Annotated in this window: 21 protein-coding genes, 1 tRNA gene and 1 riboswitch; of the genes, 10 read left to right on the plus strand and 12 right to left on the minus strand. The window is 66.1% G+C overall.

Annotated elements, in window-relative coordinates; all coding sequences use genetic code 11:
- Positions 1 to 20: 20 nt before the first annotated feature.
- Complete coding sequence (locus tag BRA1417_RS0105075) at positions 21 to 617, minus strand: DUF2239 family protein (RefSeq protein ID WP_027514885.1); 597 nt, start codon at positions 615 to 617, stop codon at positions 21 to 23.
- A gap of 150 nt (positions 618 to 767) precedes the next feature.
- On the opposite strand from BRA1417_RS0105075, the gene BRA1417_RS0105080 reads away from it, so the two are divergent.
- A complete protein-coding gene (locus BRA1417_RS0105080) occupies positions 768 to 1,433 on the plus strand; it encodes a glutathione S-transferase family protein (RefSeq protein WP_027514886.1) in 666 nt (221 codons plus the stop codon).
- 10 nt (positions 1,434 to 1,443) lie between these two features.
- Here BRA1417_RS0105080 and BRA1417_RS0105085 read toward each other — a convergent pair whose 3' ends face one another.
- Together BRA1417_RS0105085 and ggt are read right to left on the minus strand one after the other, a co-directional pair.
- Positions 1,444 to 2,739, minus strand: a complete 1,296-nt coding sequence (locus BRA1417_RS0105085) for an MFS transporter (RefSeq protein WP_027514887.1) — start codon at positions 2,737 to 2,739, stop codon at positions 1,444 to 1,446.
- 112 nt (positions 2,740 to 2,851) lie between these two features.
- Positions 2,852 to 4,603: a gamma-glutamyltransferase gene (ggt, locus tag BRA1417_RS0105090; RefSeq protein WP_027514888.1), complete on the minus strand. Its 1,752-nt coding sequence runs from the start codon at positions 4,601 to 4,603 to the stop codon at positions 2,852 to 2,854.
- Positions 4,604 to 4,702: 99 nt separating this feature from the next.
- On the opposite strand from ggt, the gene BRA1417_RS0105095 reads away from it, so the two are divergent.
- Positions 4,703 to 6,091 carry an MFS transporter gene (locus BRA1417_RS0105095; protein WP_027514889.1) on the plus strand — a complete coding sequence of 463 codons (1,389 nt, stop codon included), beginning with the start codon at positions 4,703 to 4,705 and terminating at the stop codon, positions 6,089 to 6,091.
- A 145-nt stretch (positions 6,092 to 6,236) separates the two neighbouring features.
- Here BRA1417_RS0105095 and purH read toward each other — a convergent pair whose 3' ends face one another.
- From purH to BRA1417_RS0105110, 3 genes are all read right to left on the minus strand, one after another.
- A complete protein-coding gene (gene purH, locus BRA1417_RS0105100; RefSeq protein WP_027514890.1) occupies positions 6,237 to 7,829 on the minus strand; it encodes a bifunctional phosphoribosylaminoimidazolecarboxamide formyltransferase/IMP cyclohydrolase in 1,593 nt (530 codons plus the stop codon).
- A gap of 25 nt (positions 7,830 to 7,854) precedes the next feature.
- Positions 7,855 to 7,936: riboswitch (ZMP/ZTP riboswitch) on the minus strand.
- A 59-nt stretch (positions 7,937 to 7,995) separates the two neighbouring features.
- Positions 7,996 to 9,714 (minus strand): heparinase II/III family protein, encoded by a 1,719-nt coding sequence (locus tag BRA1417_RS0105105; RefSeq protein WP_027514891.1) that lies wholly within the window; start codon positions 9,712 to 9,714, stop codon positions 7,996 to 7,998.
- 156 nt (positions 9,715 to 9,870) lie between these two features.
- Positions 9,871 to 11,217, minus strand: coding sequence for an RsmB/NOP family class I SAM-dependent RNA methyltransferase (locus tag BRA1417_RS0105110; protein WP_027514892.1), 1,347 nt, complete (start codon positions 11,215 to 11,217; stop codon positions 9,871 to 9,873).
- A 187-nt stretch (positions 11,218 to 11,404) separates the two neighbouring features.
- On the opposite strand from BRA1417_RS0105110, the gene BRA1417_RS0105115 reads away from it, so the two are divergent.
- The gene (locus tag BRA1417_RS0105115; RefSeq protein WP_027514893.1) at positions 11,405 to 11,614 is read left to right on the plus strand and encodes a DUF1674 domain-containing protein; all 210 of its coding nucleotides are present in this window, start codon (positions 11,405 to 11,407) and stop codon (positions 11,612 to 11,614) included.
- A 57-nt stretch (positions 11,615 to 11,671) separates the two neighbouring features.
- Complete coding sequence (locus tag BRA1417_RS0105120; RefSeq protein ID WP_027514894.1) at positions 11,672 to 12,259, plus strand: thermonuclease family protein; 588 nt, start codon at positions 11,672 to 11,674, stop codon at positions 12,257 to 12,259.
- A 55-nt stretch (positions 12,260 to 12,314) separates the two neighbouring features.
- Here the strand turns inward: BRA1417_RS0105120 and BRA1417_RS0105125 are convergent, their stop codons facing one another.
- Together BRA1417_RS0105125 and acs are read right to left on the minus strand one after the other, a co-directional pair.
- Positions 12,315 to 12,830, minus strand: a complete 516-nt coding sequence (locus BRA1417_RS0105125) for a L,D-transpeptidase (RefSeq protein WP_027514895.1) — start codon at positions 12,828 to 12,830, stop codon at positions 12,315 to 12,317.
- A gap of 452 nt (positions 12,831 to 13,282) precedes the next feature.
- On the minus strand, positions 13,283 to 15,229 hold the full coding sequence (gene acs / locus BRA1417_RS0105130; protein WP_027514896.1) for an acetate--CoA ligase: 1,947 nt from the start codon (positions 15,227 to 15,229) through the stop codon (positions 13,283 to 13,285).
- 396 nt (positions 15,230 to 15,625) lie between these two features.
- Between acs and BRA1417_RS0105135 the strand changes: the two genes are divergently transcribed.
- Positions 15,626 to 16,795: a DNA topoisomerase IB gene (locus BRA1417_RS0105135; protein ID WP_027514897.1), complete on the plus strand. Its 1,170-nt coding sequence runs from the start codon at positions 15,626 to 15,628 to the stop codon at positions 16,793 to 16,795.
- 11 nt (positions 16,796 to 16,806) lie between these two features.
- Here BRA1417_RS0105135 and BRA1417_RS0105140 read toward each other — a convergent pair whose 3' ends face one another.
- Positions 16,807 to 17,262, minus strand: a complete 456-nt coding sequence (locus BRA1417_RS0105140; RefSeq protein WP_027514898.1) for an SRPBCC domain-containing protein — start codon at positions 17,260 to 17,262, stop codon at positions 16,807 to 16,809.
- A gap of 101 nt (positions 17,263 to 17,363) precedes the next feature.
- Here BRA1417_RS0105140 and BRA1417_RS0105145 point away from each other — a divergent pair, with 101 nt between their 5' ends.
- On the plus strand, positions 17,364 to 18,458 hold the full coding sequence (locus BRA1417_RS0105145) for an adenylate/guanylate cyclase domain-containing protein (RefSeq protein ID WP_027514899.1): 1,095 nt from the start codon (positions 17,364 to 17,366) through the stop codon (positions 18,456 to 18,458).
- A gap of 81 nt (positions 18,459 to 18,539) precedes the next feature.
- Here the strand turns inward: BRA1417_RS0105145 and BRA1417_RS0105150 are convergent, their stop codons facing one another.
- Genes BRA1417_RS0105150 through tsaD form a run of 3 tightly spaced genes read right to left on the minus strand, consistent with a single transcriptional unit; the run spans position 18,540 to position 21,012 of the window.
- Complete coding sequence (locus tag BRA1417_RS0105150) at positions 18,540 to 18,953, minus strand: EVE domain-containing protein (RefSeq protein WP_027514900.1); 414 nt, start codon at positions 18,951 to 18,953, stop codon at positions 18,540 to 18,542.
- A 2-nt stretch (positions 18,954 to 18,955) separates the two neighbouring features.
- Complete coding sequence (locus BRA1417_RS0105155; protein WP_027514901.1) at positions 18,956 to 19,936, minus strand: NAD(P)H-dependent glycerol-3-phosphate dehydrogenase; 981 nt, start codon at positions 19,934 to 19,936, stop codon at positions 18,956 to 18,958.
- A 2-nt stretch (positions 19,937 to 19,938) separates the two neighbouring features.
- A complete protein-coding gene (tsaD, locus tag BRA1417_RS0105160; protein WP_027514902.1) occupies positions 19,939 to 21,012 on the minus strand; it encodes a tRNA (adenosine(37)-N6)-threonylcarbamoyltransferase complex transferase subunit TsaD in 1,074 nt (357 codons plus the stop codon).
- A 163-nt stretch (positions 21,013 to 21,175) separates the two neighbouring features.
- Between tsaD and BRA1417_RS0105165 the strand changes: the two genes are divergently transcribed.
- From BRA1417_RS0105165 to BRA1417_RS0105180, 4 genes are all read left to right on the plus strand, one after another.
- The gene (locus BRA1417_RS0105165) at positions 21,176 to 21,922 is read left to right on the plus strand and encodes a uroporphyrinogen-III synthase (protein ID WP_027514903.1); all 747 of its coding nucleotides are present in this window, start codon (positions 21,176 to 21,178) and stop codon (positions 21,920 to 21,922) included.
- Positions 21,923 to 21,991: 69 nt separating this feature from the next.
- On the plus strand, positions 21,992 to 23,248 hold the full coding sequence (locus BRA1417_RS0105170) for a COG4223 family protein (RefSeq protein WP_027514904.1): 1,257 nt from the start codon (positions 21,992 to 21,994) through the stop codon (positions 23,246 to 23,248).
- Between the two features lie 36 nt (positions 23,249 to 23,284).
- A complete protein-coding gene (locus BRA1417_RS0105175; RefSeq protein WP_027514905.1) occupies positions 23,285 to 25,084 on the plus strand; it encodes a heme biosynthesis HemY N-terminal domain-containing protein in 1,800 nt (599 codons plus the stop codon).
- Between the two features lie 100 nt (positions 25,085 to 25,184).
- Positions 25,185 to 25,260, plus strand: a tRNA-Thr gene (locus tag BRA1417_RS0105180).
- Positions 25,261 to 25,265 lie beyond the last annotated feature (5 nt).

Below are 25,265 nucleotides of genomic sequence, written 5' to 3' on the forward strand. Positions count from 1 at the left end.
GGTTGGGAGAAGGCGCGCGCCTAAGCGCGATCGCTGTAGGCGAGCTTGACGATGTGGTCGCGGATGTCGGCGGGCCAATCTACGATCAGTCCGATGAATCGCCGCCGGTCATCCGCAAACAACGCGCGCGATGCTTCCTCGAACTGCGGCAGATCGCCGGCCATGGTCGACATGAAGTGATAAGCCGCATCGCGCGCCTGCCGCTCGCGGTCCTTGTCGCCACTGGCGCGCCGCGCCTCTTCGACAAGTTTCCGCAGCGCAACCGAGGCGCCGCCGGCTTGCGCGCTGAGCCACTCCCAGTGCCGTGGCAGCAGCGTCACCTCGCGCGCGACCACGCCGAGCTTCGGCCGGCCGCGGCCGCGCGGTTCGCTCGGCGACGGGGTCTCCTCAACCGGGGGCGGCACAAGCTTCGCCAGCCGCGCCAGCACCTCGCGGTCTCCGCCGCGCAGATCGAAGTCGATCGTTCGGCCCGTGGCATCCTCGAAGATGATGATGGGCTCGTCCGGCCGCTCCGCCATCCGCTTGATGACCAGCGCGACCTCTCCGGCAGGCCCAGAGACCAGACGGCGATGCCCTTGGAAAGCGGTGAAAGTCTTCTGCATTGGAATCATTGCCATATTGGTCACGGTGGCGACTTTAATATCCGGGTGAATTACCGAGGTCAATATACCCGGATGAAAATATCTGACCGGATGGCTCGACATTGTGTTCCCAGGCTGGCACGAACGCGCGGCCGATCGACCATGCCTAGCCCCGGGGACCACGCGATGCTGACCGTTCATCACCTCAACAATTCCCGCTCGCAGCGCGTGCTGTGGCTGCTCGAGGAGTTGGGCGTGCCCTACGAGATCGTGCGCTACGAGCGCCAGCCTGACATGCGCGCGCCGAAGGAGCTCCGCGCCATCCATCCGCTCGGCAAGTCGCCCGTCATCACCGACAACGGCACCACCATCGCCGAGTCAGGCGCGATCATCGAATATCTCATCGCCACCTACGGCAACGGCCGGCTGGTCCCGCCGCCGAACACGCCGGAGCGGCTGCGCTTCACCTATTGGTTGCACTATGCGGAGGGCTCGGCGATGCAGCCGCTGCTGCTCAAGCTGCTGTTCACGCTGATGCCGAAGCGCGCGCCGGCGTTGCTCCGCCCGCTGGTGCGCAAGGTTTCGAACCAGGCGCTCACTGCGCTGGTCAATCCGCAGCTCAAGCAGCACATGGATTATTGGGAAGGTGAGCTCGGCAAGAGCGAGTGGTTCGCCGGCAACGAGTTCACCGCCGCCGACATCCAGATGAGCTTTCCGCTCGAGGCAGCCCAGGCGCGCGGCGGGCTCGAGCTTGGCCACCCCAAGGCGATGGCGTTCCTGGAGCGCATTCACGCGCGGCCGGCTTACAACCGCGCCCTCGAAAAGGGCGGGCCGTATCAGGTCGGACGATAGCTAGCCTGCATCAGTCCGCGTGCAGCACGCGCCCGCGCGTCTCCGGCAGCGCGAAGGCGGCGATGAAGAACAGCGCATAGGCCACCACCGCGAAGATCGCGATCGCATTCGCAAGCGACGTCGTCGCCGACAGCGCTCCGACCAGGAACGGAAACAGCGCGCCGATGCCGCGGCCGAAATTGTAGCAGAATCCCTGGCCCGAGCCGCGCAGTCGCGTTGGATAAAGCTCGGTCAGGAACGCGCCGACGCCGGAGAAATAGCCCGAGGCGAAAAAGCCGAGCGGGAAGCCGAGCACCCACAGGATTTCGTTGGTGAGCGGCAGCTGGGTGTAGAGCAGCACAACCGCCATCGCGCCGATCGAGAAGATCAGGAACAGATTGCGCCGTCCGATCCGGTCGGCGAGCCAGGCGCCGGTGAGATAGCCGATGAACGAGCCGATGATCAGGGTCGAGAGATAGCCGGTCGAGCCGACGATCGACAGATGCCGCTCCTTCGTCAAAAACTGCGGCACCCAGAAGGTGACGGCGTAGTAGCCGCCCTGGCAGCCCGTCGCCATCAGCGACGCCAGGATCGTAGTCTTCAGAATCGGACCGGAAAAGATTTCCCAGAGCGCCGGGCGATTGCCGCTCGCGGCGTGCTTGGCACGGGCCTCAGCCGCGATCTCCGGCTCGGTCACGGAGCGGCGAATGTAGAACACCAGCAGCGCCGGCAGCGCGCCGACCACGAACATCCAGCGCCATGCCGTCTCTGGCGGCAAAGCCGAGAACAGGATCGCCTGCGACAGCACTGCGAGGCCCCAGCCGACGGCCCAGCCCGACTGCACCGAGCCGACCGCACGCCCGCGATATTGCGGCCGGATCGCTTCACCCATCAGCACGGCGCCCGCCGCCCACTCTCCGCCGAAGCCGAGGCCCAGCACCGCGCGTGCGATCAGGAGCTGTTCGAAATTCTGCACGACCGCGCAGACCAGCGAGAAGAACGAGAACCAGATGATGGTGATCTGGAGCGTTCTGACCCGGCCGATATGGTCGGAGAGATAGCCGCCGAGCCAGCCGCCGATGGCGGAGGCCAGCAGCGTCACGGTGCCGGCGAGCCCGGCCGATCCCGCATCGACCTTCCACAACGCGATGATGGTGCCGATCACCAGCGGATAGATCATGAAGTCCATACCGTCGAGTGCCCAACCTGCGGCGCAGGCCCAGAACGTCCGCCGCTCCGGCGCGTTCATGTCGCGATAGAAGGCAAGAAGGCTGGTGTCCTCGATCTCGGCGCGTTCGATGCGCTGGTTCGGATCAACTGTGGTCATGTGCGTTTCCCGACCGTGTTTTCTTTGGCAGTTTCTTCTGGCCTCGCGGTGGTAGCACGCGCGGCGGCGCGTGCAAGCGGGCCGCCGGACTTCGCGCCATGCAAGGACAGAGTTACTGCCCCGCTGCTTCCGCACCCCGGCTACGCGGATCGGGCGCGCCGAGCGGCCCGTTGGCGGTCACCGCGATCGAATTGGCGGAGGTCTGTCCCATCGGCGCGACGATGAGATGATCCATCGCCTTCAGCTCGAGCAGCACATCATCCGGGAAGCCGCTCTCGACCCGGACCTCGTCGGGCAACCATTGGTGATGCAGCCGCGGCGCGGCCACGGCAGCCGCGACGTCCATTTTGTAATCGAGGACGTTGACGATCACCTGGAGCACGGTCGAGATGATGCGGCTGCCGCCGGGCGAGCCCGTCACCAGCACCGGCTTGCCGTCCTTCAGGACGATGGTCGGCGACATCGAGGACAGCGGCCGCTTGCCCGGCCCGGGCAAATTGGCCTCGAAGCCGACGAGGCCATAGGCATTGGAAGCGCCGACCGCCGCTGTGAAATCGTCGAGCTCGTTGTTGAGCAGCACGCCGGTGCCGTCGGCGACGAGGCCGACGCCGTAGCTGAAGTTCAGCGTATAGGTGTTGCTGACGGCGTTGCCGCTGCCGTCGACGACGGAAAAATGCGTGGTATTGCTGCCCTCATGCGGTGAGGTCGCGGTGGAAACGAGCTGTTTCGACGGCGTGGCGCGATCGGCGGAGATGGTTGCCCGCAGCTTCGCGGCATAGTCTTTGGCGGTGAGTGTCGCAATCGGTGCGTTGACGAAGGCGGGATCGCCGAGATAGCGCGCCCGGTCCGCATAAGCGCGCTTCATGGCCTCGATCAGCAGATGCAGCGAGGCCGGCGATCCCTGCTTCAGATCGGCGAGCTGAAAACCTTCGAGAATATTGAGCGTCTCCACCAGCACCACGCCGCCCGACGACGGCAACGGCATCGACACGATGTCATAGCCGCGATAGGTGCCGCGAACCGGCGCGCGGATGACCGCCCGATAGGATTTCAAATCGGCCGGCGTCATGATGCCGCCCGCGTCAGCCACGGCTTTGGCGAGCTTCTCTGCGACCGGCCCCTCGTAAAAACCGCGCGCGCCCTGTGCGGCGACAGCCGACAGCGTTTCGGCGAGGTCGCTCTGCACCAGCCTGTCGCCTTCGCCGAGCGGCGTGCCATCGGGCCGCGAGAAGATCCTGGCCGAGGAAGGCCAGCGCACCAGCCGCTTGTGCCAACCCGGCAGCGTGTCGGCAATGTCGTCGTCGACGAGGAAGCCATCGCGGGCGAGCGCGATCGCGGGCTCGAGCAGTTGCGCCAGCGTGAACCGGCCCGAGCCATATTTTTCCAGGGCCAGCGCAAGACCCGCGACGGTGCCGGGCACGCCGACGCCGAGCGCGGAATCCCGCGACTTCGCCGCGTCGGGCTTGCCGTCGGCGCCGAGGAAAATCTGCGGCGTGGTCGCAGCCGGCGCGGTCTCGCGATAGTCGATCGTGATGTCTTCGTTGCGCTCAGTGGAATGAATCACCATGAAGCCGCCGCCACCGATATTGCCGGCACGCGGATAGGTCACGGCCATCGCAAAGCCGGTCGCGACCGCGGCGTCGACGGCATTGCCGCCGCGCCGCAGGATGTCGGCGCCGACCTGCGCGGAGATTTTCTCCTGCGCCACGACCATACCGTGCTCGGCGGGAACGGCATGCACCGTGTCGAGCGCGGGCGGCACATAGGCCCGCCGCGCATCCTGCGCGGTCGCGGCCGGAAGTCCGAACGCCAGAGTGGCAAGGAAGGCGAAAAATGTCCGCCGTGTCGAGAAAGACGACATCATCAAACTTCCGCAATGGCCATGGGCAGTTCACATGCAGCGCTGCAATGCTATACGGTTTGCCCCGACAGAGGCAAAACTGTTCGTGATGAGGATTATGTAGTGACGACGATCGCCCCGGATGCGCGCATCGCCGGCGCGCAGCGGACCTATCCGCCGCGCAGCGCCGTCGTCAGCTGGATCTTCTTCGATTGGGCCGCGCAGCCTTATTTCACGCTGATCACGACCTTCGTGTTCGCGCCCTATTTCGCCACCGGCATTGCGCCGAATCCCGCCACCGGGCAATCGCTATGGGGCTTTGCGATGGCTGCCGCGGGCCTCGCGATCGCGCTGATGTCGCCGGTGTTGGGGGCTATCGCCGATGCTTCGGGCCGCAGGAAGCCATGGATCGCCGGATTCGGCGCAGTGCTGGTGCTGGCATCCTGCACGCTGTGGATCGGCAAGCCCGGCGACCCTTCGATCATTCCGCCGCTGCTCATCGCGGTCGCGCTCGCCAGCGTCGGCGCGGAATTCGCCACGCTGTTCAACAATGCGATGATGCCGACATTGGTGCCGCCGGAGCGTATCGGGCGGCTTTCCGGCACCGGCTGGGCGACGGGTTATGTCGGCGGCATCGTCAGCCTGATCATCGTGCTCGGCCTGCTCGCAGCCAATCCCGAGACCGGCCGCACGTTGCTCGGTCTCACGCCTCTGTTCGGGCTCGACCCCATCAGCCATCAGGGCGACCGGGCCGCCGGACCGTTGACCGGGCTTTGGTTCATCATTTTCGTGACGCCGATGTTCCTGTTCACGCCGGACTATCCGGCGAAGCGTCCGGTGCGCGAGGCGCTGCGCGAAGGCTTGTCTGAGCTGAAGCAATCGATCAAGGGTCTGCCGCACCAGAAATCGCTTGCGGCATTTCTGCTCGCCAACATGATCTACACCGACGGTCTGGTGTCGCTGTTTGCCTTCGGCGGCATTTATGCGGCGGGCACGTTCGGCTGGCACACGATCCAGAACGGCACCTTTGGCATCATGCTCGCGATCGCCGGCGCGTTCGGCGCGTGGTTTGGCGGCAAGCTGGACGATCGCTTCGGGCCGAAGCGCGTGATCGCGGGCAGCATGCTGATCCTGCTGCTGGCGCTGGCGGCGATCCTGCTGGTCGACAAGGATTCGATCTTCTTCATCAAGGTCGCGCCGCCCGCGCCCGGCGGTGCATTGTTCGCCGCTGCGTCAGAGCGCGCATATCTGGTGCTTGGCTGCCTGATCGGTGCAGCCGGTGGTCCGCTGCAAGCCGCCTCTCGCACGCTCCTGATCCGTCTCGCACCGAAGGACCGCATCGCGCAGTATTTCGGTCTGTTCGCACTGACGGGGAAAGTGACATCCTTCATCGGCCCGCTCCTGATCGGCGTGATCACCGCGGTGACGGCGAGCCAGAAAGCCGGCATGGCCGTGCTGGTGGTGTTCTTCGTCGCGGGGCTGGCGCTGTTGATGCGGGTGCGGGAAAATTAGTGTCGTCCCGGCGAAGGCCGGGACCCATACTGCGTGATTTCTCGTTGCCGCGACGCGGCGAGTACCGCACACCAAACTACTTCCTGGGGCTATGGGTCCCGGCCTTCGCCGGGACGACCTGTTGAGAGTTTGGTACACGACAGATCTAGTGCCTGAAGTGCCGCGTGCCCGTGAACACCATGGCGATGCCATGCTCGTCGGCAGCCTTGATGACCTCATCGTCGCGCATGGAGCCGCCGGGCTGCACCACGGCGGTTGCGCCGGCCTCGATGCAGGCGAGCATGCCGTCGGCGAACGGGAAGAACGCATCCGACGCCACGACCGAGCCCTTGGTGAGCGGTTCGGCGAGCTTCAGCTCGGCCGCCGCATCCTGGGCCTTGCGTGCCGCGATCCGCGCTGAATCGACCCGGCTCATCTGGCCGGCGCCGATGCCGACGGTGGCGAGATCCTTGGCGTAGATGATGGTGTTGGACTTGACGTGTTTTGCGACACGGAAAGCAAACTTCAGATCGCGCATCTCGGCATCAGTGGGCGCGCGCTTCGTGACAACCCTGAAGCTCATGTCGTCGACCACGGCGTTGTCGCGGCTCTGCACCAGGAGACCGCCCGCCACCGTCTTGGCGGTGAGGCCGGGCGCGCGCGGATCGGGCAGGCTGCCGGCGAGCAGAAGCCGAAGGTTCTTGCGCGCGCCGATGATGGCGACCGCCTCTTCGCTTGCGTCGGGTGCGATGATCACCTCGGTAAAGATTTTCGTGATCTCGCGCGCGGTGTCGGCATCGAGTGCCCGGTTCATCGCGATGATGCCGCCGAAGGCCGAGGTGGAATCGCAGGCCAGCGCCTTGCGGTAGGCGCTGACGAGGTCGGAGCCCTCCGCGACGCCGCAGGGATTGGCATGCTTGACGATGACGCAGGCCGCGGTGCGCTTGGCGTCGAACTCGCCGATGCATTCATAGGCCGCATCGGTGTCGTTGATGTTGTTGTAGGAGAGCTCCTTGCCCTGGAGCTGCCGCGCGGTCGAGACGCCCGGCCGCTTGTCGGGGGTCGCATAGAACGCCGCGGTCTGGTGCGGATTCTCGCCATAACGCAGCGACTGGATCAGCCGGCCGCCGAACGCGCGGAAATCGGGCGCGCCGATCTCGAGCTGGCGGTTGAACCAGTTCGAGATCGCGGCGTCATAGGCGGCAGTGCGCGCGTAAGCCTTGGCGGCAAGGCGCCGGCGCAACTTCAGCGTGGTCGCACCTTTGTTGGCGGCGAGCTCGTCGAGCACGGCCTGATAGTCCTGCGCCTCGACCACGACGGCGACGTCGTCATGGTTCTTCGCGGCGGCGCGGATCATTGCGGGGCCGCCGATATCGATGTTCTCGATGCAATCCTCGAAGCCCGCGCCTTTGTCGACGGTCGCCTCGAACGGATAGAGATTGACGACGAGCAGATCGATCGGCGCGATGCCATGCGCCGTCATCGCGTCCGCATGGTCCTTGTTGTCGCGGATCGCGAGCAGGCCGCCATGCACCTTCGGATGCAGCGTCTTGACGCGGCCATCCATCATTTCCGGGAAGCCGGTCAGTTCGGAGACGTCCTTCACCTCGAAGCCGGCCGCGGCGATCGCCTTCGCGGTGCCGCCGGTCGAGACCAGCTCGACATCGTGCGCGGCAAGCGCCTTCGCGAAGTCGATCAGGCCGGTCTTGTCGGAAACGGAGAGAAGTGCGCGGGTGACGCGGCGGGGATGGTCAGTCATGAGCAAGATCCTCTGTCTGAAGGAGTGTCTATGCCCAGGCGCGCGGCTTCTCAGTCTCGCGCTTCCCGATGGTGCTCCATCCAAGGTCGCCAGTCGCGCGAGCGAGGGCTCGATAGCAGTTTTTGGTCGCTTTCACAACGATCAGATGGGGCCGAATCGCATGCGTCTACAGCGGAAGTTCCGGCTCCCGCCGCGCATTTCTGCGGGCATTCGTGATCGCCGGCGAGGCGGTGGAGCGGACAAAACTCCAGCGGATCGAGGGCGCCTGCCGCGCATCCTGACGGATCACGATCTGCGCGGTGCGGCGCGGGCCGTCATTGCCGGCCAGGGATACGCTGTCCTCCAGCTCGACCTTGTCGTCGAGCGCCTCGAAGGTCCAGACGTCGCGGTTCGGCAGCACCAGCATGACGCCGCGGGCATCGGACAGCCGGCTCGCCTTCACTGCAGGGTGCAGATGGAATCGCAGTGCGAAATCGGCATCCGGGCCCTTGAAGCGTCCGCCTTGCGGCGGCGACAGCGTGTCCTCTCCGTCGATGCGCGCGCCGTCATTGGCGATCATCAGCACGCGGCGGTGGATCGCGCCGAATTTTGTCAGGTAACCGTCATGCGACGTCGTGAGCAGCGTGCCGTTCTGCACGATTTCCCGATAGCTCTCGACCTCGACGGGGCCGCTGGTGACCGGTGCGCCGTGCAAGAGCCGCTTCATCGCCGACATCTCCACGAACTGGCATGACGAGGTGTCGTGATAGGTCAGCGTCGAATGCGCCGCCGTCCCGCGTGCGAACGGCCGCCAATTGTCGCGGCCCGTGGTCGGCATGCCGCAATTGGTGACGATGCGGCTGATGCCGGAGGATAGTTCGAACGACAGGCAGCCGGCATGGGCGTCGTGGCTGACACTGGCCGCCGGCGGCGGGCCGGTGTCGATGATCAGCGTGGTCTGGCCGGCATCGAGGCGCTGGAAACCGGTATGCGGCATGTTCGACATCGGCGCGCCGTGGGTGTCGTCATAGGCAAGCAGCGTCGCGAGCAGGTCCGAGGGCGTCGCGCTCATGCCGTTGAACAGCGCGAAATTGCCGTCGCCGTGGCGGAAGAAGCGCAGCATCGGCATCATGCGGTCGATCGCGTTGAGCAGCGCGGGCGGCGGCGCGATGTTGCGCGCGGCAAAGGTCTGCCGCAGCGGCAACAGGTCGATCAACAGCTCGATCAGCGCGCCCGGGTTGCGCGAGACATGCCCGCCGTCGGGCAAGATCTGCCGCTGCAATTCATCCGAGAGCTTTTTCGAGGTGCTGCGGATGTGACTTGCCTGGTTGGCGAGGCACAGCGCCGCATAGCACAGCGCGATCAGCACCTGGAGCTTCGGCACGCCGTCGGGAATGTTGACCATGGTGTAGCGCAGCAAGCGGATTTCGCGTGCCAGCGCGCGCAGATAGCGGCGGTAGAATTTGTTGTCGGTGTCGTTGAGCACCAGCGGCGCCTGCGACAGCAGGGAGATCACGCGTCGCGCCAGCACGTCGGCGCGTCGCGCGACGGGGCGGCGCTTGCTGGCAGGATTGCCGATCCAGTCCTCGATCAGCGAGCGCGCATTCGCGCGCGTCAGCGCGGTGTCGGCGGCGCGCAAATGGCGCAGCCAGCCGAAGCCGAGCAGCGCAACCTCCCAATCCTCCGACGGCGGCTCGAGATCGAAGATCGAGCGGCCGTGGCAATTGACAATCTTGCCGGCGAAGACGAAGCGGCCGGCATAGATCTCGGCGGCGCGGGTCGCATCCGCGGTGCGCAGATCATGGGGCGCGATGATCAGCCGGTCGGCGCGGCCGGGCCAGACCCGCGATAGGGCGACGGAACCGCCGCTCGCGCGCGCGAGCATGTTCCGCGCGAAGCGGTTCATCACCAGCGTCGAGATACGTCTGCGTTGAGCGACCGACACGCCTTGCCTTGATGGGGGAGAGGATTCCGACGAATCCTTATTAATCCCAAAATCGGACGGCCGACACCACCTTGAACGACGCGAATCAGCGCCGTGGTTGCAAAATCCAGTGCAAAATCAGGATTTAACGAGCCGGGCAGCGAAAAATCCGTCGAGCCCGCAGAGCTTGGGATCAGCGTTCGGCAGATGGCTGGGCAGAGTGCGCAGATCGCCCTCGGCGGTGACGATCTCGCTGAGTCCCGACACCTCGGACGCATCGATCGGAACCCGGCGAAGCCCAGGCTCTGCGGCCAGCAGCGCGGCGACCGCATGCTCGCCCTCTTCGGGCTCCAGCGAGCAGGTACAGTAGACCAGCGTTCCGCCGGGCTTGAGCAGCGAGACCGATTTTTGCAGCAGCCGCCGCTGGAGCGCGGTCATTGCGGCGATGTCGGATTCCTGCCGAAGCCAGGATACGTCGGGATGGCGGCGGATCGTCCCGGTCGATGTGCAAGGCGCATCGATCAGGATGCCGTCGAAGCCATCGGCAGGGCCGGACCATTCCGCGGCGTCGGCGACGACGGTCTCGGCCTGGAGCGACAACCGCGTCAGATTCTCGCGCAGCCGCGCCACCCGGGCAGGCGAACGGTCGATGGCGGTGACATGGGCGCCAGCCTGCGCCAGCTGCGCGGTCTTGCCGCCGGGAGCGGCGCAGAGATCGGCGATGGATTTGCCCTTGATGTCGCCGAACAGCCGGGCCGGCAACGCAGCGGCGGCGTCCTGCACCCACCATTGTCCTTCGGCGAAGCCGGGAAGCATGGTCACTGCGCCGTGCAGCACTGTACGCACCGATCCGGTCGGCAGGACTTCGCCATGGAGCCGGCTCGCCCATTGCGCGGCGTCCGACTTCACGGTCAGATCCAGCGAAGGATCGTGGCTGAGCGCGAGCGCCATGTCTCTTGCGACTGTTTCGCCGTAATGCGCGCTCCAGCGTGCGACCATCCAGGGCGGCAGATCCAGCGATTGCGCGGCAACCTCGTCCACCAGCGCCTTGCCCTCGCGGGCGCAGCGGCGCAGCACGGCGTTGACGAGGCCGGCATAGCGCGCGGCGCGCCGGTCGGATTGCACGAGGCGAACGGAGAGATCGACGGCTGCGTGATCGGGCACGTCCATCCAGAGGATCTGGGCAGCGCCGATCAACAGCGCGCTCTGCGCGCGCGGCGCGTCGGAGGGAATGCCCTTGTCGAGCAGGCGGGACAGCACATGGCCGAGCGTGCCTAGCCGGCGCAGCACGGTGGCGACCAGGCGGCGCATCAGCGCGCGGTCGCGGTCGGGGAGCGTCTTCAGTCCGGGATGGGCGCCGCTGCCGTCGAGCTGCTCGTCAAGTGTGCGGTGCTTTTGCAGCACGCCGTCGACGATGTCGGCGGCAATCCGCCGCGCCGCGAGACCGGGCACTTCGGATGGAGGAGCGAAACGTTGAGATGGCATGCGGAAACAAGGTTCTGAGCGAGCGGCAGTTCGCCTTAATGGGCGCATGCCTTGAGAAGGCGATCTCTGGCACGCGAATATGCCAAATGTAAGAATCGCTTCCGGGTTTTTCAGCCCTCCGGACCCGATTTCAGGAATGCGTTATTGGGCGTCGCGCCGCGGGCCGTCCCGCGCTAGAAAGCCGACAATGAGTGACCAGTCTCCCGTTCCCGACCGCAAGCAGCTCACGCCGGCCGCCCAGCGTGCGCTGGCCGAGGCTGAAGCGCGCCGGCAGGCCGCGGCGGTCCGAGCCAAAAACGACGCCCAGGCGGCGCCAAAGGAGTTGCAGGGGCCAAAAGGACCCGAGCCGACCCGCTACGGCGATTGGGAGCGCAAGGGCATCGCTTCCGACTTCTGAAGCCCGTCTTGTGAGGCTCGCTTGCCGGACTGCCCGACTCAGCCCTAGCGTGCGCGGATGTCGCGTTTCGATCCAAGCCATCCGTATCGGCCTTCGTACAGCGGCTCGCCGTTTGGTCGCCGGTTCTCAGGCCTGTTGCCGTGGATGTTCGTGGTCGGAATCGTGGTGGCCGTGGTGTTCACGTTCCGGCACGGGATGAACGGGCCTTTCCATCGTGCGACTGACGGCCAATCGCGGGACGCCGAAATCATCTTACAGCAGGGCAATCCCGACATTCGTCAGACGGTCGACGTCATCCGCACCATCGACGGCGACACCTTTCTTGCGCGCGTGCATCAGCAGGGCGGCCGCGACCTCGTCGCGCGCGTTCGCCTGCGCGGCATCGATGCACCCGAGATGAAAGCCTCCTGCCAGGAGGAACTGGACAAGGCCGAAGCCGCGGCCCGCGCATTGCGCGACCTGCTCGGCCAAGGTGGCGTGACGATTACCCATCTTGGACCTGACAAATACGGCCGCGTTCTCGCTGACGTCGCGACCAAACGCACGGCCAATGTCTCGGCGGCGTTGCTCGCGGGCGGCTACGCCCGGAGCTACAATGGCGGCCATCGCGACGGCTGGTGCGCGCGGAGCTGGCGCTTCTGGTAACAAAAAAGCCGCGTCGAAAGACGCGGCTCTTGCCGTCTCGCCCTGATGCCGGCGATCAGCGCGTCACGACCACCGTCGTGCCGACCGAGACGCGGCTGTAGAGATCCGTGATGTCGTCGTTGAGCATGCGGATGCAGCCATAGGAGACGAAGCCGCCGATCGAGCCCGGCACGTTGGTGCCGTGGATGGCATATTCGCCGCCGGACAGGGTCATGGCCGCGACGCCCATCGGATTGCGCGGCGAGCCGCCCGGGATGACGTCCGGGATGCTCGGCTTGTCGCGCTTCACCTCGGCGGGCGGCGCCCAGGCCGGATTGCGGTACTTGCCGTCGATGCGGGTGGTGCCGGCCCACTGCTTCCCGGACTTGCCGACGCCGACCGGATAGCGCACGGCGTGGCCGCTATCGAGAACGAGATAGAGCCGACGCTCGTTGGTTTTGACCACAATGGTGCCCGGCGAATAGTCGGCCAGGTGCGTTCCCACCATTTCCGGCCGCGCCTGCGCCGCCGTCGACATCAAGACCCCAGCCCCGATGGTGGCGGCCAGCGCCACAGCAATCCTCATCGACATCGATTTTCCCCTTGCCCCGAACGGACCGTCCAAAATTACGCAAAACCGGCAATCGCTGGCCCGCCAAGCCCTTGTTAGAAGTCCTTGTCAGGGGACATTCTTAACCGCGCTTGTTAACCGCATGGTTTCCACGCACGGCCGCCAAGGGCCAGGCAGCAGGGGGAACAAAGGAAATGTTCGAAACAAAGTAAATGACCTGAAAACAACACTCAGCGGGAAACATGCCCGGGCGCCCGGGCGCGGCCTGACAAGTGCGTGAGGGTATGAACGGCCGTTGTTCGGGGGAGCGCTAACGTGGAGATGCGGTCTCGTGTTCCGGACACGGCGCAGCGCGAAGCAGTGCGACGCTGAGCCGGGAGCCAGAAAGCCACAGAGTCTGCGGTTGCATAGGCCCCGGCTCAACAGCGCACCGCCAAAGAGCGTTGCGCTGCGTCCGGGGGCACGAGACTGCCTTACGCCGACTTCTTGTTCTGCCGGTTCTTGACGAGGTCGTCGACCACGCCGGGATCGGCCAGGGTCGAGGTGTCGCCCAGGCTGCCCGGCTCGTCCTCGGCGATCTTGCGCAGGATGCGGCGCATGATCTTGCCCGAGCGGGTTTTTGGCAGGCCGGGCGAGAACTGGATTTGGTCGGGCGCAGCGATCGGGCCGATCTCCTTACGGACCCAGGTGACGAGCTCCTTGCGCAGATCCTCGGTTGGCTCGATGCCGGCCATCAGGGTCACATAGGCGTAGATGCCCTGGCCCTTGATGTCGTGCGGGTAACCGACCACGGCGGCTTCAGAGACCTTCTCGTGTGCGACCAGTGCACTCTCGACTTCCGCCGTGCCCATGCGGTGGCCGGAGACGTTGATGACGTCGTCGACGCGGCCAGTGATCCAGTAATAACCGTCGGCATCGCGTCGGCAGCCGTCGCCCGTGAAATACTTGCCCTTGTAGGTCGAGAAGTAAGTCTGCTCGAAGCGGGCGTGGTCGCCATAGACCGTGCGCATCTGGCCCGGCCATGACCGCGTCAGGCACAGATTGCCGGATGTCTCGCCGTCCAGCACGTTGCCGTCGGCGTCGACGATCTCGGGCACCACGCCGAAGAACGGCTGCGTCGCCGAGCCCGGCTTGAGCTTCGTGGCGCCGGGTAGCGGCGTGATCAAAATGCCGCCGGTCTCGGTTTGCCACCAGGTGTCGACGATCGGGCAGCGGTCGTCGCCGACAACGCGGTGATACCACTCCCACGCTTCCGGATTGATCGGCTCGCCGACCGAGCCGAGCAGGCGCAGGCTGGCGCGCGAGGTCTTCTTCACGGGCGCGTCGCCGCTCTGCATCAGCGCGCGGATCGCCGTCGGCGCGGTATAGAAGATGTTGACCTTGTGCTTGTCGATGACGTTCCAGAATCGCGAATTATCCGGATAATTCGGCACCCCTTCGAACATCAGCGTGGTCGCGCCGTTGGCGAGCGGTCCGTAGAGAATGTAGCTGTGGCCGGTGACCCAGCCGACGTCGGCGGTGCACCAGTAGATGTCGCCGTCGTGATAGTCAAAGACGTATTGATGCGTCATCGCGGCGAACACGAGGTAGCCGGCGGAGGTGTGCAGCACGCCCTTGGGTTGGCCGGTCGAGCCCGAGGTGTAGAGGATGAACAGCGGATCCTCGGCGTGCATGTGCTCGACCGGGCATTCCGTCGTCACCATTTTGGCGGCGTCGTGGTACCAGAGGTCGCGCGAGGGATTCATTTCGACCGCGCCGCCGGTGCGCTTGACCACGATGACCCAGTCGACGCCGTCTGCCTTGGCGAGCGCCGCGTCGACATTGGCTTTCAGCGGCACCTTCTTGCCGCCGCGCAGGCCCTCATCCGCGGTGATGATCACCTTGGACTGGCAGTCGTTGATGCGCTGGGCGAGGCTGTCGGGCGAGAAGCCGGCGAACACCACGGAGTGAATCGCGCCGATCCGCGCGCAGGCCAGCATCGCGTAGGCCGCCTCCGGAATCATCGGCAGGTAGATGGTGACGCGGTCGCCCTTCTTGACGTTCCGGGTGCGCAGGATGTTGGCCATCCGGCAGACCTCGTCGTGCAGCTCCTTGTAGGTGATGTGCCGGGATTGTGAGGGATCGTCGCCTTCCCAGATGATCGCGGTCTGGTTGGCGCGGCTGTGGAGATGGCGGTCGATGCAATTATGGGCGACGTTGAGGATGCCGTCCTCGAACCATTTGATCGAGATGTTGCCGGGCGCGAAGGAGACGTTCTCGATCTTGGTCGGCGCGTGCATCCAGTCGATGCGCTTGGCCTGCTCCGCCCAGAAACCGTTCGGGTCCGAGATCGAGCGGGCGTACATGTCCTTGTACTTGGCCTGGTCGACCCAGGCGCGCTTCGCCCATTCCGCGGGGACGTCGTAGATCTTCTCGGACATGCTTCCCTCCACATACGGCAAGCCGAGCACAGACCACGGGCGAGCCGACTATCGTTGAACCGATTATGCGTCGGGCTAACCGGACCCGACAAGGTGCACAAGCTGGACCTTCGGCGAGCAGCCTGCCATGCGGAGGATCAAGCCGCTCCGTGCGACTGTCGCAGTTTTGAAACAGGGCGACGGGGGCTTTCGGGTCTTTACCGAGATCCTCGGAATGGGCCGGCGCAGAGCGCCATGCTCCCGGCAGCGGTATTTAGAAACCGCCCTCCCTGATTCGGGACTCGCAATGCGGTTCGGAACACCCTAAATGGCCAACCCGGGTCCAACGAGACCCCTTGGAACAAAAATCAGAACAGCGGCATTGACCGATAACAAACAGGGCTAAGGCATAAGACTATGATGGATCAGCAGAATCTCGGGACTTTGCGGCCCGCTTCAGCCGATCCTGCAGCCATTGCGCTGGCCAAAGCCCTCGGACAATGGCCGAAACCGGCCGGCTCCGGCCGTCCCAGTCCGAAAAAAGCGTTCGACACGGCGCCTGCGGCGACGGTCGAGGCCCTCGCCAAGGAACTGGGCCTGCGGCTCGGCGACCAGAACGAGCTGACCATTCGCCGCATCAGGCGCGGCAAGGGCTATTCCTTCGTGCGGCCCAACGGCGTCCACATCCGCGATGCCCGCACCATTCGGCGGCTGCATTCGATGGCAGTGCCGCCGGCCTATCGCGAGGTGCGCTACTCGGCCGATCCGAGCACGCATCTTCAGGCGGTGGGACGCGATGCCGCGGGCCGGCTGCAATATCGCTATCACGCCGATTGGGAGAAGGTCCGCGAGCAACGCAAGGCGCATCGCCTGGAGAAGCTCGTCGGCGCGCTGCCCAAGATCCGGCGCAAGGTCTCGGCGTTCCTGTCGGGCGACGAGCCGACCCGCGAGTTCGCGCTCTCGGCCGTCATCGAACTGATTGCGCGCACCGCGATCCGCCCCGGCAACGAATCCTATGCCCGTCTCAACGGCACCCGCGGCGCCACCACGCTGCTGAAGTCCAACGTCTCGCTGGAAGACGACAGCTTCGTGCTGACCTTCAAGGCGAAGGGCGGCAAGGCCGTGCGCAAGGAGTGCGACGCGGCCAAGCTCGTGCGCGCCATCGGCATTTTGCAGGGCGTTCCCGGCAAGCGCATGTTCCAGTATCGCGATCCCTATGGCATCGTGCGTGCGGTTAGCACCACCCAGGTGAACGCGTTTCTGCGCGAGATCGCCGGCATCAAGATCTCGCTGAAGGATTTCCGCACGCTGATGGCTTCCGCCGTCGTCGTGGAATCGCTGTCGCGGATCACGCCGGCGACCAGCCAGCGCGGCCGCAAGAAGCAGGTGCTGGAGGCGATCCGCGGCGCTGCCGATCAGCTCTCCAACACGCCGGCGATCTGCCGCAAGAGCTATGTTCACGACACCATCGTCACCGCGTTCGAGGACGGCATCCTCGAACGCTTCGCTGCGACCATGAAGGGCCAGCGCTCGCAGGCCAGGCGCGAGCAACTTTTGCAGCAGGTGGTGGCGACCGCGGCGGTCTAACCTCGGCGTCGTTACGCCTTGTTGGAAACGCCGTTGTCGGGACCGGGATCGCCGCCCGCGGCGGCCGTCGTGAGCCGTCCCAGATAATGCGCCCATCCCGTCGTGTGTGCGGCAGCCTGTTCCTCGGTCGGCAGCCCGCTATGGGTCATGCGCAGCAATGTGCCGCCGTCGCGTTCAATCAGGTCGATCTCAATCAGGCTCGAGCCGGGCGGCACTTCCTGGCCGCCCTCCCATCCAAACGTGTAGGCGAGACGATGCACCGGCACGACTTCGCGGAACGCGCCGCGGGCGACGCCGCCGCGGGGGCCGATGCCTTTGAGCAGATACAGTCCGCCGGGATGCGGCTCCGTGGTCGCGTCGGAACCCATCCAGCTCAAAATCTTCTCGGGGTCGGTCAGGTAGGCGAAAACGGTGGCACGTGGGGCCGCGATCTGGGTTTCGCGTCGCACTATGAACGGTTCGGTCATCGGCGATCATCCCTGGGCTGACTGTGGGACATGGCGGCGCCCGCGCGGCCCGTCAAGGATTGCCCGTGACAAAGAGGGCCAGGCTTCGTCATGATCGTGCCATGCACCTCTCGCCGACGCTCGCCTGGCTTGTCGATGCCGCCGCCGATAGCGCCGGGGCCGACCGCCTGCTCGCGGACCTCGGCGCACATCTGGTCGCCGACGGCGTGCCGCTTGCGGCAGGCAGCCTGACACTCCAGGTGCCACATCCGCTGATCGCGAAGCGGACATGGTTGTGGCGCGCGGAGAGCGGCCGGGTGATCGAAGCGCTCGGCTTCGCACCAGGCGGCCTCGCGCCCGACCCGCCCAACGATGCCGGCCGCCGCTGGCTGCGCGACATCGCGGAGGGTGAGGTGCACGAAGATTTGGTCGGCCGGCCCGACGGGCCGTTGCTTGGTTGGATTGGGCCGCGTCCATTCACCGCGGACGAGACCGAGCAATTGCGCCAGGCCGCGCGCTTTGCCGCGACGCCTCTTGCGGTGCTTGCCGCGCGTGCAACCTTGCGCGCGACGCTTGATGCCTATCTCGGCAAGCGCAGCGCGGAGCGGGTGCTGGCGGCACCCCTGCGGCGCGATCTCGGCGAGACCATTCAGGCCGCGCTACTCTATGCCGATCTGCGCAACTTCACGCTCCTGTCGGAAACCACGCCACCTGCCGGCGTCATCGCGGCGCTCGATGCCTGGTTCGATCGCATCGCCGGTGCGGTCCACGCTTTCGGCGGCGAGGTGCTGAAATTCATCGGCGACGGCGTGCTCGCGATCTTTCCGGTGGTCGGGGCGTCACCGCGCCAAGCGTGCGATGCAGCTCTGCGTGCCGCGAGCGCAGCCGAAGCCGGGATGGCCTATCTCAACGCGGAGCGCCGTGCCCAGGGTCTGCCGCCGCTCGCGTTCGGCGCGGCGCTGCATCTTGGCGAGATGCTATGGGGCAATATCGGCGCGGCCAACCGGCTCGATTTCACGGCGATCGGTCCCGCCGTCAATCTCGCCAGCCGGCTCGAAGGATTGTGCAAGCCGCTCGGCAGAACCGTGATGGTGTCGGGCGCGCTCGCCGCGGAGACGGACATGCCTCTGATCGCGCTCGGATCGCATGCGCTGCGCGGCATTGCCGCGCCATGCGAGGTGTTTGCGCTGCCGGAGAAGCAAGCTCCGATATCGTAGCGCGCATGAGCGTAGCGACATGCGGGATCCCAGCAGTAGTCCCGGATATCGCTTCGCTCGTCCGGGCAACAGCACCTAAGCCTACATCCCGCCCATCTTGCAGACGAGCTTCCATTCCTCGGCCGTCACCGGCTGCACCGAAAGGCGGGAATATTTCACCAGCGCCATGTCGGCGAGCTTCTTCTCGGCCTTGATCGCGGCCATCGTCACCGGACTCTTCAACGGCTTGTCGGCCTTGATGTCGACGCAGACGAATTTTTCGGTCTTGTCGGTCGGATCGAGGTAGGCTTCCTTGACGATCTCCGCGATGCCAACGATCTCCTTGCCCTCGTTGGAATGATAGAAGAACGCCTTGTCGCCCTTCTTCATCGCGACGAGATTCTGACGCGCGGTGTAATTGCGTACGCCGGTCCAGGCTTCACCCTTGGCGCCTTTCGCCACCTGCTGGTCCCAGGACCACACCGATGGCTCGGATTTCACCAGCCAGTACGCCATGTTCATTCCTCTGCCTTGAAAGGTCGCGTCATGAGCCCCGAGATCGCGGCGTCGATCGTGCTTCTGCCGGTCAGGATCGATGCGACGGCCTCCGATACCGGCATTTCGATGCGTTGTGAAGCCGCGAGCTCGATCAGTACCGGCGCGGTGAATTCGCCTTCGGCAAGCTTGCCGGCGGGCGGCTGCTCGCTGCGGCCAAGCGCCAGGCCGAGCGCGAAATTGCGCGATTGTGGGCTCGAGCAGGTCAGGATCAGATCGCCGAGGCCAGACAACCCCGTGAGTGTTTCGCTGCGTGCGCCGAGCGCGCGGCCGAGGCGTGTCAGCTCGGCAAAGGCGCGGGTGGTGAGTGCGGCTTGGGCGGAAGCGCCGAGCTTGCGCCCGACCGCGATGCCGACCGCGATCGCGAGCACGTTTTTGGCGGCGCCGCCGATCTCGACGCCGCGGACATCGGTGGAGTGATAGGGCCGGAACGTCGGCGAGCCCAGCGCCTGTACCAGGCTGTTGGCCAGCGCTTCCTCCCTCGCAGCCAGCGTGACCGCGGTCGGCAGGCCACGCGCGACATCGTCGGCAAAGCTCGGGCCCGACAGGATCGCCGGCTGCGCGTGAGGCGCGGCCTCGACGATCACGTCGGTCATGAATTTATGGGTGCCGTGCTCCATGCCCTTGGCGCAGGCAATGATCGGCACCGGCTTTTCCAGGTGCGAGGCGAGCATGTTGACAGCACCGCGCAGATGCTGCGCGGGCACGGCGATCAGCAGCATGTCCGCCTGCGCGGCGAGCGCCAGTTCGCTCGTCACGACGATCTCCGGAGCAAGCCGCACGCCGGGCAGCCGCGGATTGTCGCGGCTGGATGCGATCCGCGTCGCGTGCTCGGGATTGCGCGCCCACAGCGTCACGTTCCGTCCGGCCCGCGCCGCCACCATCGCCAGCGCCGTGCCCCAGGCGCCCGCGCCGATCACCGCAACAGATCGGAACGCGGTCATCGCTAGTATCCCGCGCGCGTCTTGCCGTATCCGGCGGGTGCCGTCGCGTTCGCATCGAGCAGCCAGCGCGCGCGGGGCTGTGCTTCCATCGTGTCGGTCATGCCGAGTGCGAGACGTTCGGCGCCGGCCCAGGCGATCATCGCACCGTTGTCGGTGCAGAGCGCCGGCGGCGGCATGATCAATTGTGTACCGGCTTTGCTCGCAACGTCATGCAGCGCGTCGCGGATCGCCTGATTGGCAGCGACACCGCCGGCCGCCACCAGCGCACGCGGCGCGCCGAACTGCTCGCGGAAGAGTTTGAGGCCGACGCTCAACCGGTCGGCGGTGGAGTCGAGCACGGCAGCCTGAAAGCTCGCGCAGAGATCGCTGACGTCCTGCGGCGTGATCTCGGCCAACCGGCTCGCTTCGTTGCGCACCGCCGTCTTCAATCCCGAGAGCGAGAAGTTGGCGTCGGGGCGTCCCTGCAGCGGCCGCGGAAACGCAAATCGCGCCGGATCGCCGTTGGCTGCCGCGCGCTCGACCTGCGGCCCGCCCGGATAGGGCAGGCCCAGCATCTTCGCGACCTTGTCGAAGGCTTCGCCGATCGCATCGTCGACGGTGGTGCCGAGCCGCACATACTGGCCGACGCCGGTGACGGCAACGATCTGGGTATGGCCGCCCGAGGCGAGAAACAGGCAATAGGGAAATTCGAGTGCGTCGGTCAGGCGCGGTGTCAGCGCATGCGCTTCCAGATGGTTCACCGCGACCAGCGGCGTGTCGTGCACCATCGCGATCGCCTTCGCGGTGGTGAGCCCGACGATGACGCCGCCGATCAGTCCCGGGCCTGCGGCGGCCGCGACACCGTCGAGCTGGGCGAAGTCGATGCCGGCCTCAGTCATGGCGCGGTCGATGATGCCGTCGAGCAGGTCGACATGGGCGCGGGCCGCGATCTCCGGTACCACGCCCCCGAAACGGGCATGCTCCTCGACCTGCGACCACACGATATTGGACAGGATCTTGCCGCTGCCGTCAGGCGCACGCTCGATTACCGCCGCGGCGGTCTCGTCGCAGGTGGTTTCGATGCCCAGTACCAGCATTGGCGAATTGCTATCCAATTTGCGCCTTCTCACGCCCCTTGCGCTCATCCGCAAAGCAGAGTTCTGGTACGTCCGGTAGCATTCCGGGGTCGGCCAACGCAATCGTCACGCGCGGCCGTCCCTCGTGAAAGCGCCACCGCCACGTGGTTCGGGAACACAAGCGATGTCCATTCTTGTCACACGGCCCCATCCCGACAATGAGGCGACGTCGGAAAATCTGCGGGCACGGGGGCATGTGGTGCTGCTGGCGCCGGTGCTCAAGTTCGAGCCGGTCGCCTTCCATCCCGAGAGTGAAACAAGCTACAGCGCCGTCATTGTCACATCGGCCAATGCGATCCGTGCCGTCGCGCCGCAATTGCGGGACCTTGGTCTGCTGGAGCTGCCGCTGTTCGCGGTCGGCGAGCACACGGCCGTCGCCGCGCGCGATGCCGGCTTTGCCGAGGTTGCCGTCGCCGGCGGCGATGCCGCGGCCTTGCGCGACAAGGTGATGCAGAGCGCGCGCGACAAGCGGCTGAAGAAAAAGAGCACGTTGCTCTATCTCGCGGGCGCGGATCTGTCGCGCGATCTCGGCGGTGAGCTGGGCGCCGAAGGCTTCAACGTCGTCACGCACACGACCTATCGCATGGCGCCGGTCAAACTGTTGCCGCGCGATGTCTGTGAGGGCTTTGCCGCCCATGGGATCGAGGCGGTGCTGCATTACTCCCGGCGCAGTGCGCGGGCTTTCCTGGAGGCCGCGCGGGGCGAAGGCGTCGAAATCTCGGCTCTGGCGATCCCGCAATGCTGCCTGTCCGAGACGGTCGCCGGCGTGCTGCGCGAGGCCGGTGCCTCGCAGGTTCTGGTGGCGGCGACGCCGGACGAAAATGCCTTATTTGACACCTTGGAGCGTGCTTTGCGCACCCGTTTGGCGTAAGAGGTCGGGCCGAATCCGACGCAATCGGATCCGTTCGTTCAGGGCATGTAAGTGTGAGGAACCGTCACGATGGCCGACGACAAGCCTGAAGACGCAGGATTGGCTCCCGAGTCCGGCCGCGCCAAGCGCATCCCGCCCACCATCGACCTCCAGGCAACCGAGGTCTCGACCCAGCCGCAGGAGGTGGCGGGCGAGCCTGAGGCAGCGACCGAACAGGCCGCGCATGAGCAAGCCAAATCCGAAGGGGGCAACTCTCAGGAGGAAAAGTCTCAAGAGGCAAAGTCTGGAGAAGCTCATGCCGAGCCGCAGCCCGAACCTGCCGAGGAAGAGTCATCCGTTGCGTCCGCATCGGTATCGCCGTCAATTTCACCCTGGGTTATCGCTCCGTTCTCCGGCGCCGTGGCAGCCGCCATTGTGATCGCGGTCGGCTGGATGCTGGGCTGGCCTGCGGTGCAGGCGCCCCCGGCTGCTCCGCAAGTGACGGGCGCAGCCGTCGAGGCGCTGAGCGGGCGCGTGGCCGCAGTCGAAGCCAAGGCGGGCAAGCCTGCCACCGATCCGGCCGTGGTGGCGCGACTCGATGCGCTGGAGAAATCCGCAACGAGCCTGCGCAGCGACATCGCCAGTCTGCGCGCGCAGTCCGACAAGACCGCGGGCGCCCTCAACGACACGAAATCGGCGCCATCTGCTGCCGCGCCAGATATTGCCGCCCTCAATGATCGCCTCGCGCAGCTCGAGCGTGCCAGCAAGACCGAACGTGCCGAACTCGCGCAGCAAAGCGAGAAGATCGCCGACGCAAAGACGATGGACGACAAACCGTTGCGCCATGTGGTGGCAGCGGCTCTGCTCGACGTCGCCGTTCGCCACGGCGATGCTTACGTATCGCAGCTCGCCGCCGCGCGGTCGCTGGCAGCAAAGCCGGATATGCTGAAGCCGCTCGACACCTTTGCATCGTCAGGCATTCCGACGCCAGTCGCGCTCAGTCGCGAGCTCCTCAGCATCGTGCCGAAATTGTCGCCGCCGGCGGAAGCCCCGGCCAGCGGCACCGGCATCGTCGAGCGTCTTCAGGCGGGGGCCTCGAAACTCGTCCGCATCGAGCGTACCGACGGGGTCGGCAACGACCGCGGCGCCATCGTCGCGCGGGTGACGGCGGCTGCGCTGCGCAACGATTTCGTCGAGGCACGGCGCGAGTTGAAGACGCTGCCCGAGGCCGATCGTGCACCGGCACAAGCCTGGCTCGACAAGGCCGATGCCCGTGACGCCGCGCTCGCCGCCTCACGCAAATTCGCCGACGCCGCCATGGCGGATCTCGTCAAGCCTGGTCAATAAAGGTTCGCGCAACAATCAGCGCGTATAGGGATCGTCATGCTTCGCATCGTCCTCTTCCTCGTCCTGATCGCGCTGGCGGCGGCCGGCGCGGCCTGGGTTGCCGACCAGCCCGGCGATCTCGTCCTGACCGCAGGCAGTTTCCGCGCCACAACGACGCTTCCCCGATTCGTGTTCTTGCTTGGCCTCTTTGCCGCGGCAGTCGTGCTGGTATGGAGCCTGCTGACGATGGTCTGGCGCGCCCCGGGGCGTCTGCGCCGCCGTCGTCACGAAAAGCGTCATGCGCGCGGCCGCCACGCCATCACCCACGGCCTGCTTGCGATCGGCCATGGCGATACCGCGCTTGCTCGTCGTCACGCTGATACCGCGCGGCGGCTGGCCGCAAACGATCCGCTCGCGCTTCTCTTGCATGCGCAATCCGCGCAGCTCGACGGCAATCGCGACGAGGCCCAGCGCGTCTTCCGTGCCATGGCCGAGCGCGAGGACACGCGCCTGCTCGGTCTGCGCGGCCTGTTCATCGAGGCGCAGCGCGCCGACGATGCGGTCGGCGCGGTGATGATCGCCGAGGAAGCGATCAAGCTGTCGCCGTCCTCGACCTGGGCCTCGCATGCGGTGCTCGGCTTCCGCTGCGCGCGCGGCGACTGGAGCGGCGCGCTCGCGATCCTCGATTCGAATCTGTCCGCGGGCCTGATCGACAAGCAAGCCTATCGCCGCCAGCGCGGCGTGCTGCTCGCCGCCCGCGCGCTGGAATTGGAAACGATGGACCGCGACGTCGCGCGCGAGAGCGTGATGCAGGCGGTCAAGCTCGCGCCGACCTTGGTTCCGGCCGCAGTGCTCGCTGCAAAATTCGAGAGCGAGGCGCATCAGGTGCGCCGCGCCATGAAGCTGGTGGAAACCGCCTGGCTCGCCAATCCGCATCCTGATCTCGCGGATGCCTATGCGCATGTGAAGCTCGGCGATTCCGCGCGGCAGCGCTTGCAGCGGGTCGAGACGCTTGCGGCCAAGATTCCTGCCGAAAAGGCTGGTTATATCGAGGGCCAACTGGCGATCGCGCGCGCCGCGATCGATGCGTCCGAGTTCGCCCGTGCGCGCGAGGTGCTGGCGCCTTACGTCAACGATCCGACCCAGCGCGTGGCACTGCTGATGGCGGAGATCGAGCGTACCGAGCATGGTGACGGCGGTCGGGCCCGCGCCTGGACCTTACGCGCGGTGCGCGCCCGCCATGATCCAGCCTGGACCGCGGACGGTTATGTCAGCGATCGCTGGCGTCCGGTGTCCCCGGTCACTGGCCGCCTCGACGCGTTCCAGTGGCAGACGCCGGTCGCCAGTCTTCCTTCCGACAGGGGCGCGATGATCGAATCCTCAGCCTTCGAGGAAGCCATGCTGGCGGCTCCGCCACCGAAGCGGGTGACGGCGGCCCCGAGCGAAAGCCCGGCGGAACCGGCTGTCATGGCGCCGGATCCGGTGCCTGCCGCGCAGGACAATTCGCCACCCCTTGAGGACAAGGAAATCTCAAAGGAAATCGCCGGGGAAACTGTCAAGGAAACAGCCAAGGAAGAGCCGGTCGTCACGCCCGCCGAGCCGGTCAAACCGGCCCCTGAGGTCGCCGAATCATCGCCGGCGGCGGCAACGCCAGTGTTCCGGACCCGCGCCGAACTCGGCAAACCTGCACCAGCACCTATTCCCGCCGTCATCCCGATCGTCCGCGCCCCTGATGATCCCGGGATCGACGACGAGGGTCCGAGCGATGAATTTGCGGAACAAATCGGCACGCCCCGGGACCACGCAAAGGCCCAGGCCGGCGGCTGGCGCGGATTCTGGTCTCGCTGGGGCGGGTGAGCGGCATTTCGGAGCCGGCTCCACCTTGCCAATTCGGGCCATGCCCGATATCAGGAGCGCGCGTAACGGGACCGGCCTCGCGCGGGCCCCGGCATGGTTCGCCGCAATAGCTCAGTTGGTAGAGCACGTCATTCGTAATGACGGGGTCGGGGGTTCGAATCCCTCTTGCGGCACCAGCGCC

The sequence above is a fragment of the Bradyrhizobium sp. WSM1417 genome, assembly GCF_000515415.1.
In the GTDB taxonomy this organism is placed as follows: Bacteria; Pseudomonadota; Alphaproteobacteria; order Rhizobiales; family Xanthobacteraceae; genus Bradyrhizobium.

Excerpts from the sequence above, each read along its gene's own strand:
- BRA1417_RS0105085 (WP_027514887.1), bottom strand. The coding sequence starts at position 2,739 with ATGACCACAGTTGATCCGAACCAGCGCATCGAACGCGCCGAGATCGAG.
- BRA1417_RS0105170 (WP_027514904.1), top strand. The coding sequence starts at position 21,992 with ATGGCCGACGACAAGCCTGAAGACGCAGGATTGGCTCCCGAGTCCGGC.
- BRA1417_RS0105080 (WP_027514886.1), top strand. The coding sequence starts at position 768 with ATGCTGACCGTTCATCACCTCAACAATTCCCGCTCGCAGCGCGTGCTG.
- tsaD (WP_027514902.1), bottom strand. The coding sequence starts at position 21,012 with ATGCTGGTACTGGGCATCGAAACCACCTGCGACGAGACCGCCGCGGCG.
- ggt (WP_027514888.1), bottom strand. The coding sequence starts at position 4,603 with ATGATGTCGTCTTTCTCGACACGGCGGACATTTTTCGCCTTCCTTGCC.
- BRA1417_RS0105165 (WP_027514903.1), top strand. The coding sequence starts at position 21,176 with ATGTCCATTCTTGTCACACGGCCCCATCCCGACAATGAGGCGACGTCG.
- BRA1417_RS0105135 (WP_027514897.1), top strand. The coding sequence starts at position 15,626 with ATGATGGATCAGCAGAATCTCGGGACTTTGCGGCCCGCTTCAGCCGAT.
- BRA1417_RS0105105 (WP_027514891.1), bottom strand. The coding sequence starts at position 9,714 with ATGAACCGCTTCGCGCGGAACATGCTCGCGCGCGCGAGCGGCGGTTCC.
- BRA1417_RS0105140 (WP_027514898.1), bottom strand. The coding sequence starts at position 17,262 with ATGACCGAACCGTTCATAGTGCGACGCGAAACCCAGATCGCGGCCCCA.
- BRA1417_RS0105150 (WP_027514900.1), bottom strand. The coding sequence starts at position 18,953 with ATGGCGTACTGGCTGGTGAAATCCGAGCCATCGGTGTGGTCCTGGGAC.
- BRA1417_RS0105115 (WP_027514893.1), top strand. The coding sequence starts at position 11,405 with ATGAGTGACCAGTCTCCCGTTCCCGACCGCAAGCAGCTCACGCCGGCC.
- BRA1417_RS0105120 (WP_027514894.1), top strand. The coding sequence starts at position 11,672 with ATGTCGCGTTTCGATCCAAGCCATCCGTATCGGCCTTCGTACAGCGGC.
- acs (WP_027514896.1), bottom strand. The coding sequence starts at position 15,229 with ATGTCCGAGAAGATCTACGACGTCCCCGCGGAATGGGCGAAGCGCGCC.
- BRA1417_RS0105155 (WP_027514901.1), bottom strand. The coding sequence starts at position 19,936 with ATGACCGCGTTCCGATCTGTTGCGGTGATCGGCGCGGGCGCCTGGGGC.
- BRA1417_RS0105145 (WP_027514899.1), top strand. The coding sequence starts at position 17,364 with ATGCACCTCTCGCCGACGCTCGCCTGGCTTGTCGATGCCGCCGCCGAT.
- purH (WP_027514890.1), bottom strand. The coding sequence starts at position 7,829 with ATGACTGACCATCCCCGCCGCGTCACCCGCGCACTTCTCTCCGTTTCC.
- BRA1417_RS0105175 (WP_027514905.1), top strand. The coding sequence starts at position 23,285 with ATGCTTCGCATCGTCCTCTTCCTCGTCCTGATCGCGCTGGCGGCGGCC.
- BRA1417_RS0105110 (WP_027514892.1), bottom strand. The coding sequence starts at position 11,217 with ATGCCATCTCAACGTTTCGCTCCTCCATCCGAAGTGCCCGGTCTCGCG.
- BRA1417_RS0105125 (WP_027514895.1), bottom strand. The coding sequence starts at position 12,830 with ATGTCGATGAGGATTGCTGTGGCGCTGGCCGCCACCATCGGGGCTGGG.
- BRA1417_RS0105075 (WP_027514885.1), bottom strand. The coding sequence starts at position 617 with ATGGCAATGATTCCAATGCAGAAGACTTTCACCGCTTTCCAAGGGCAT.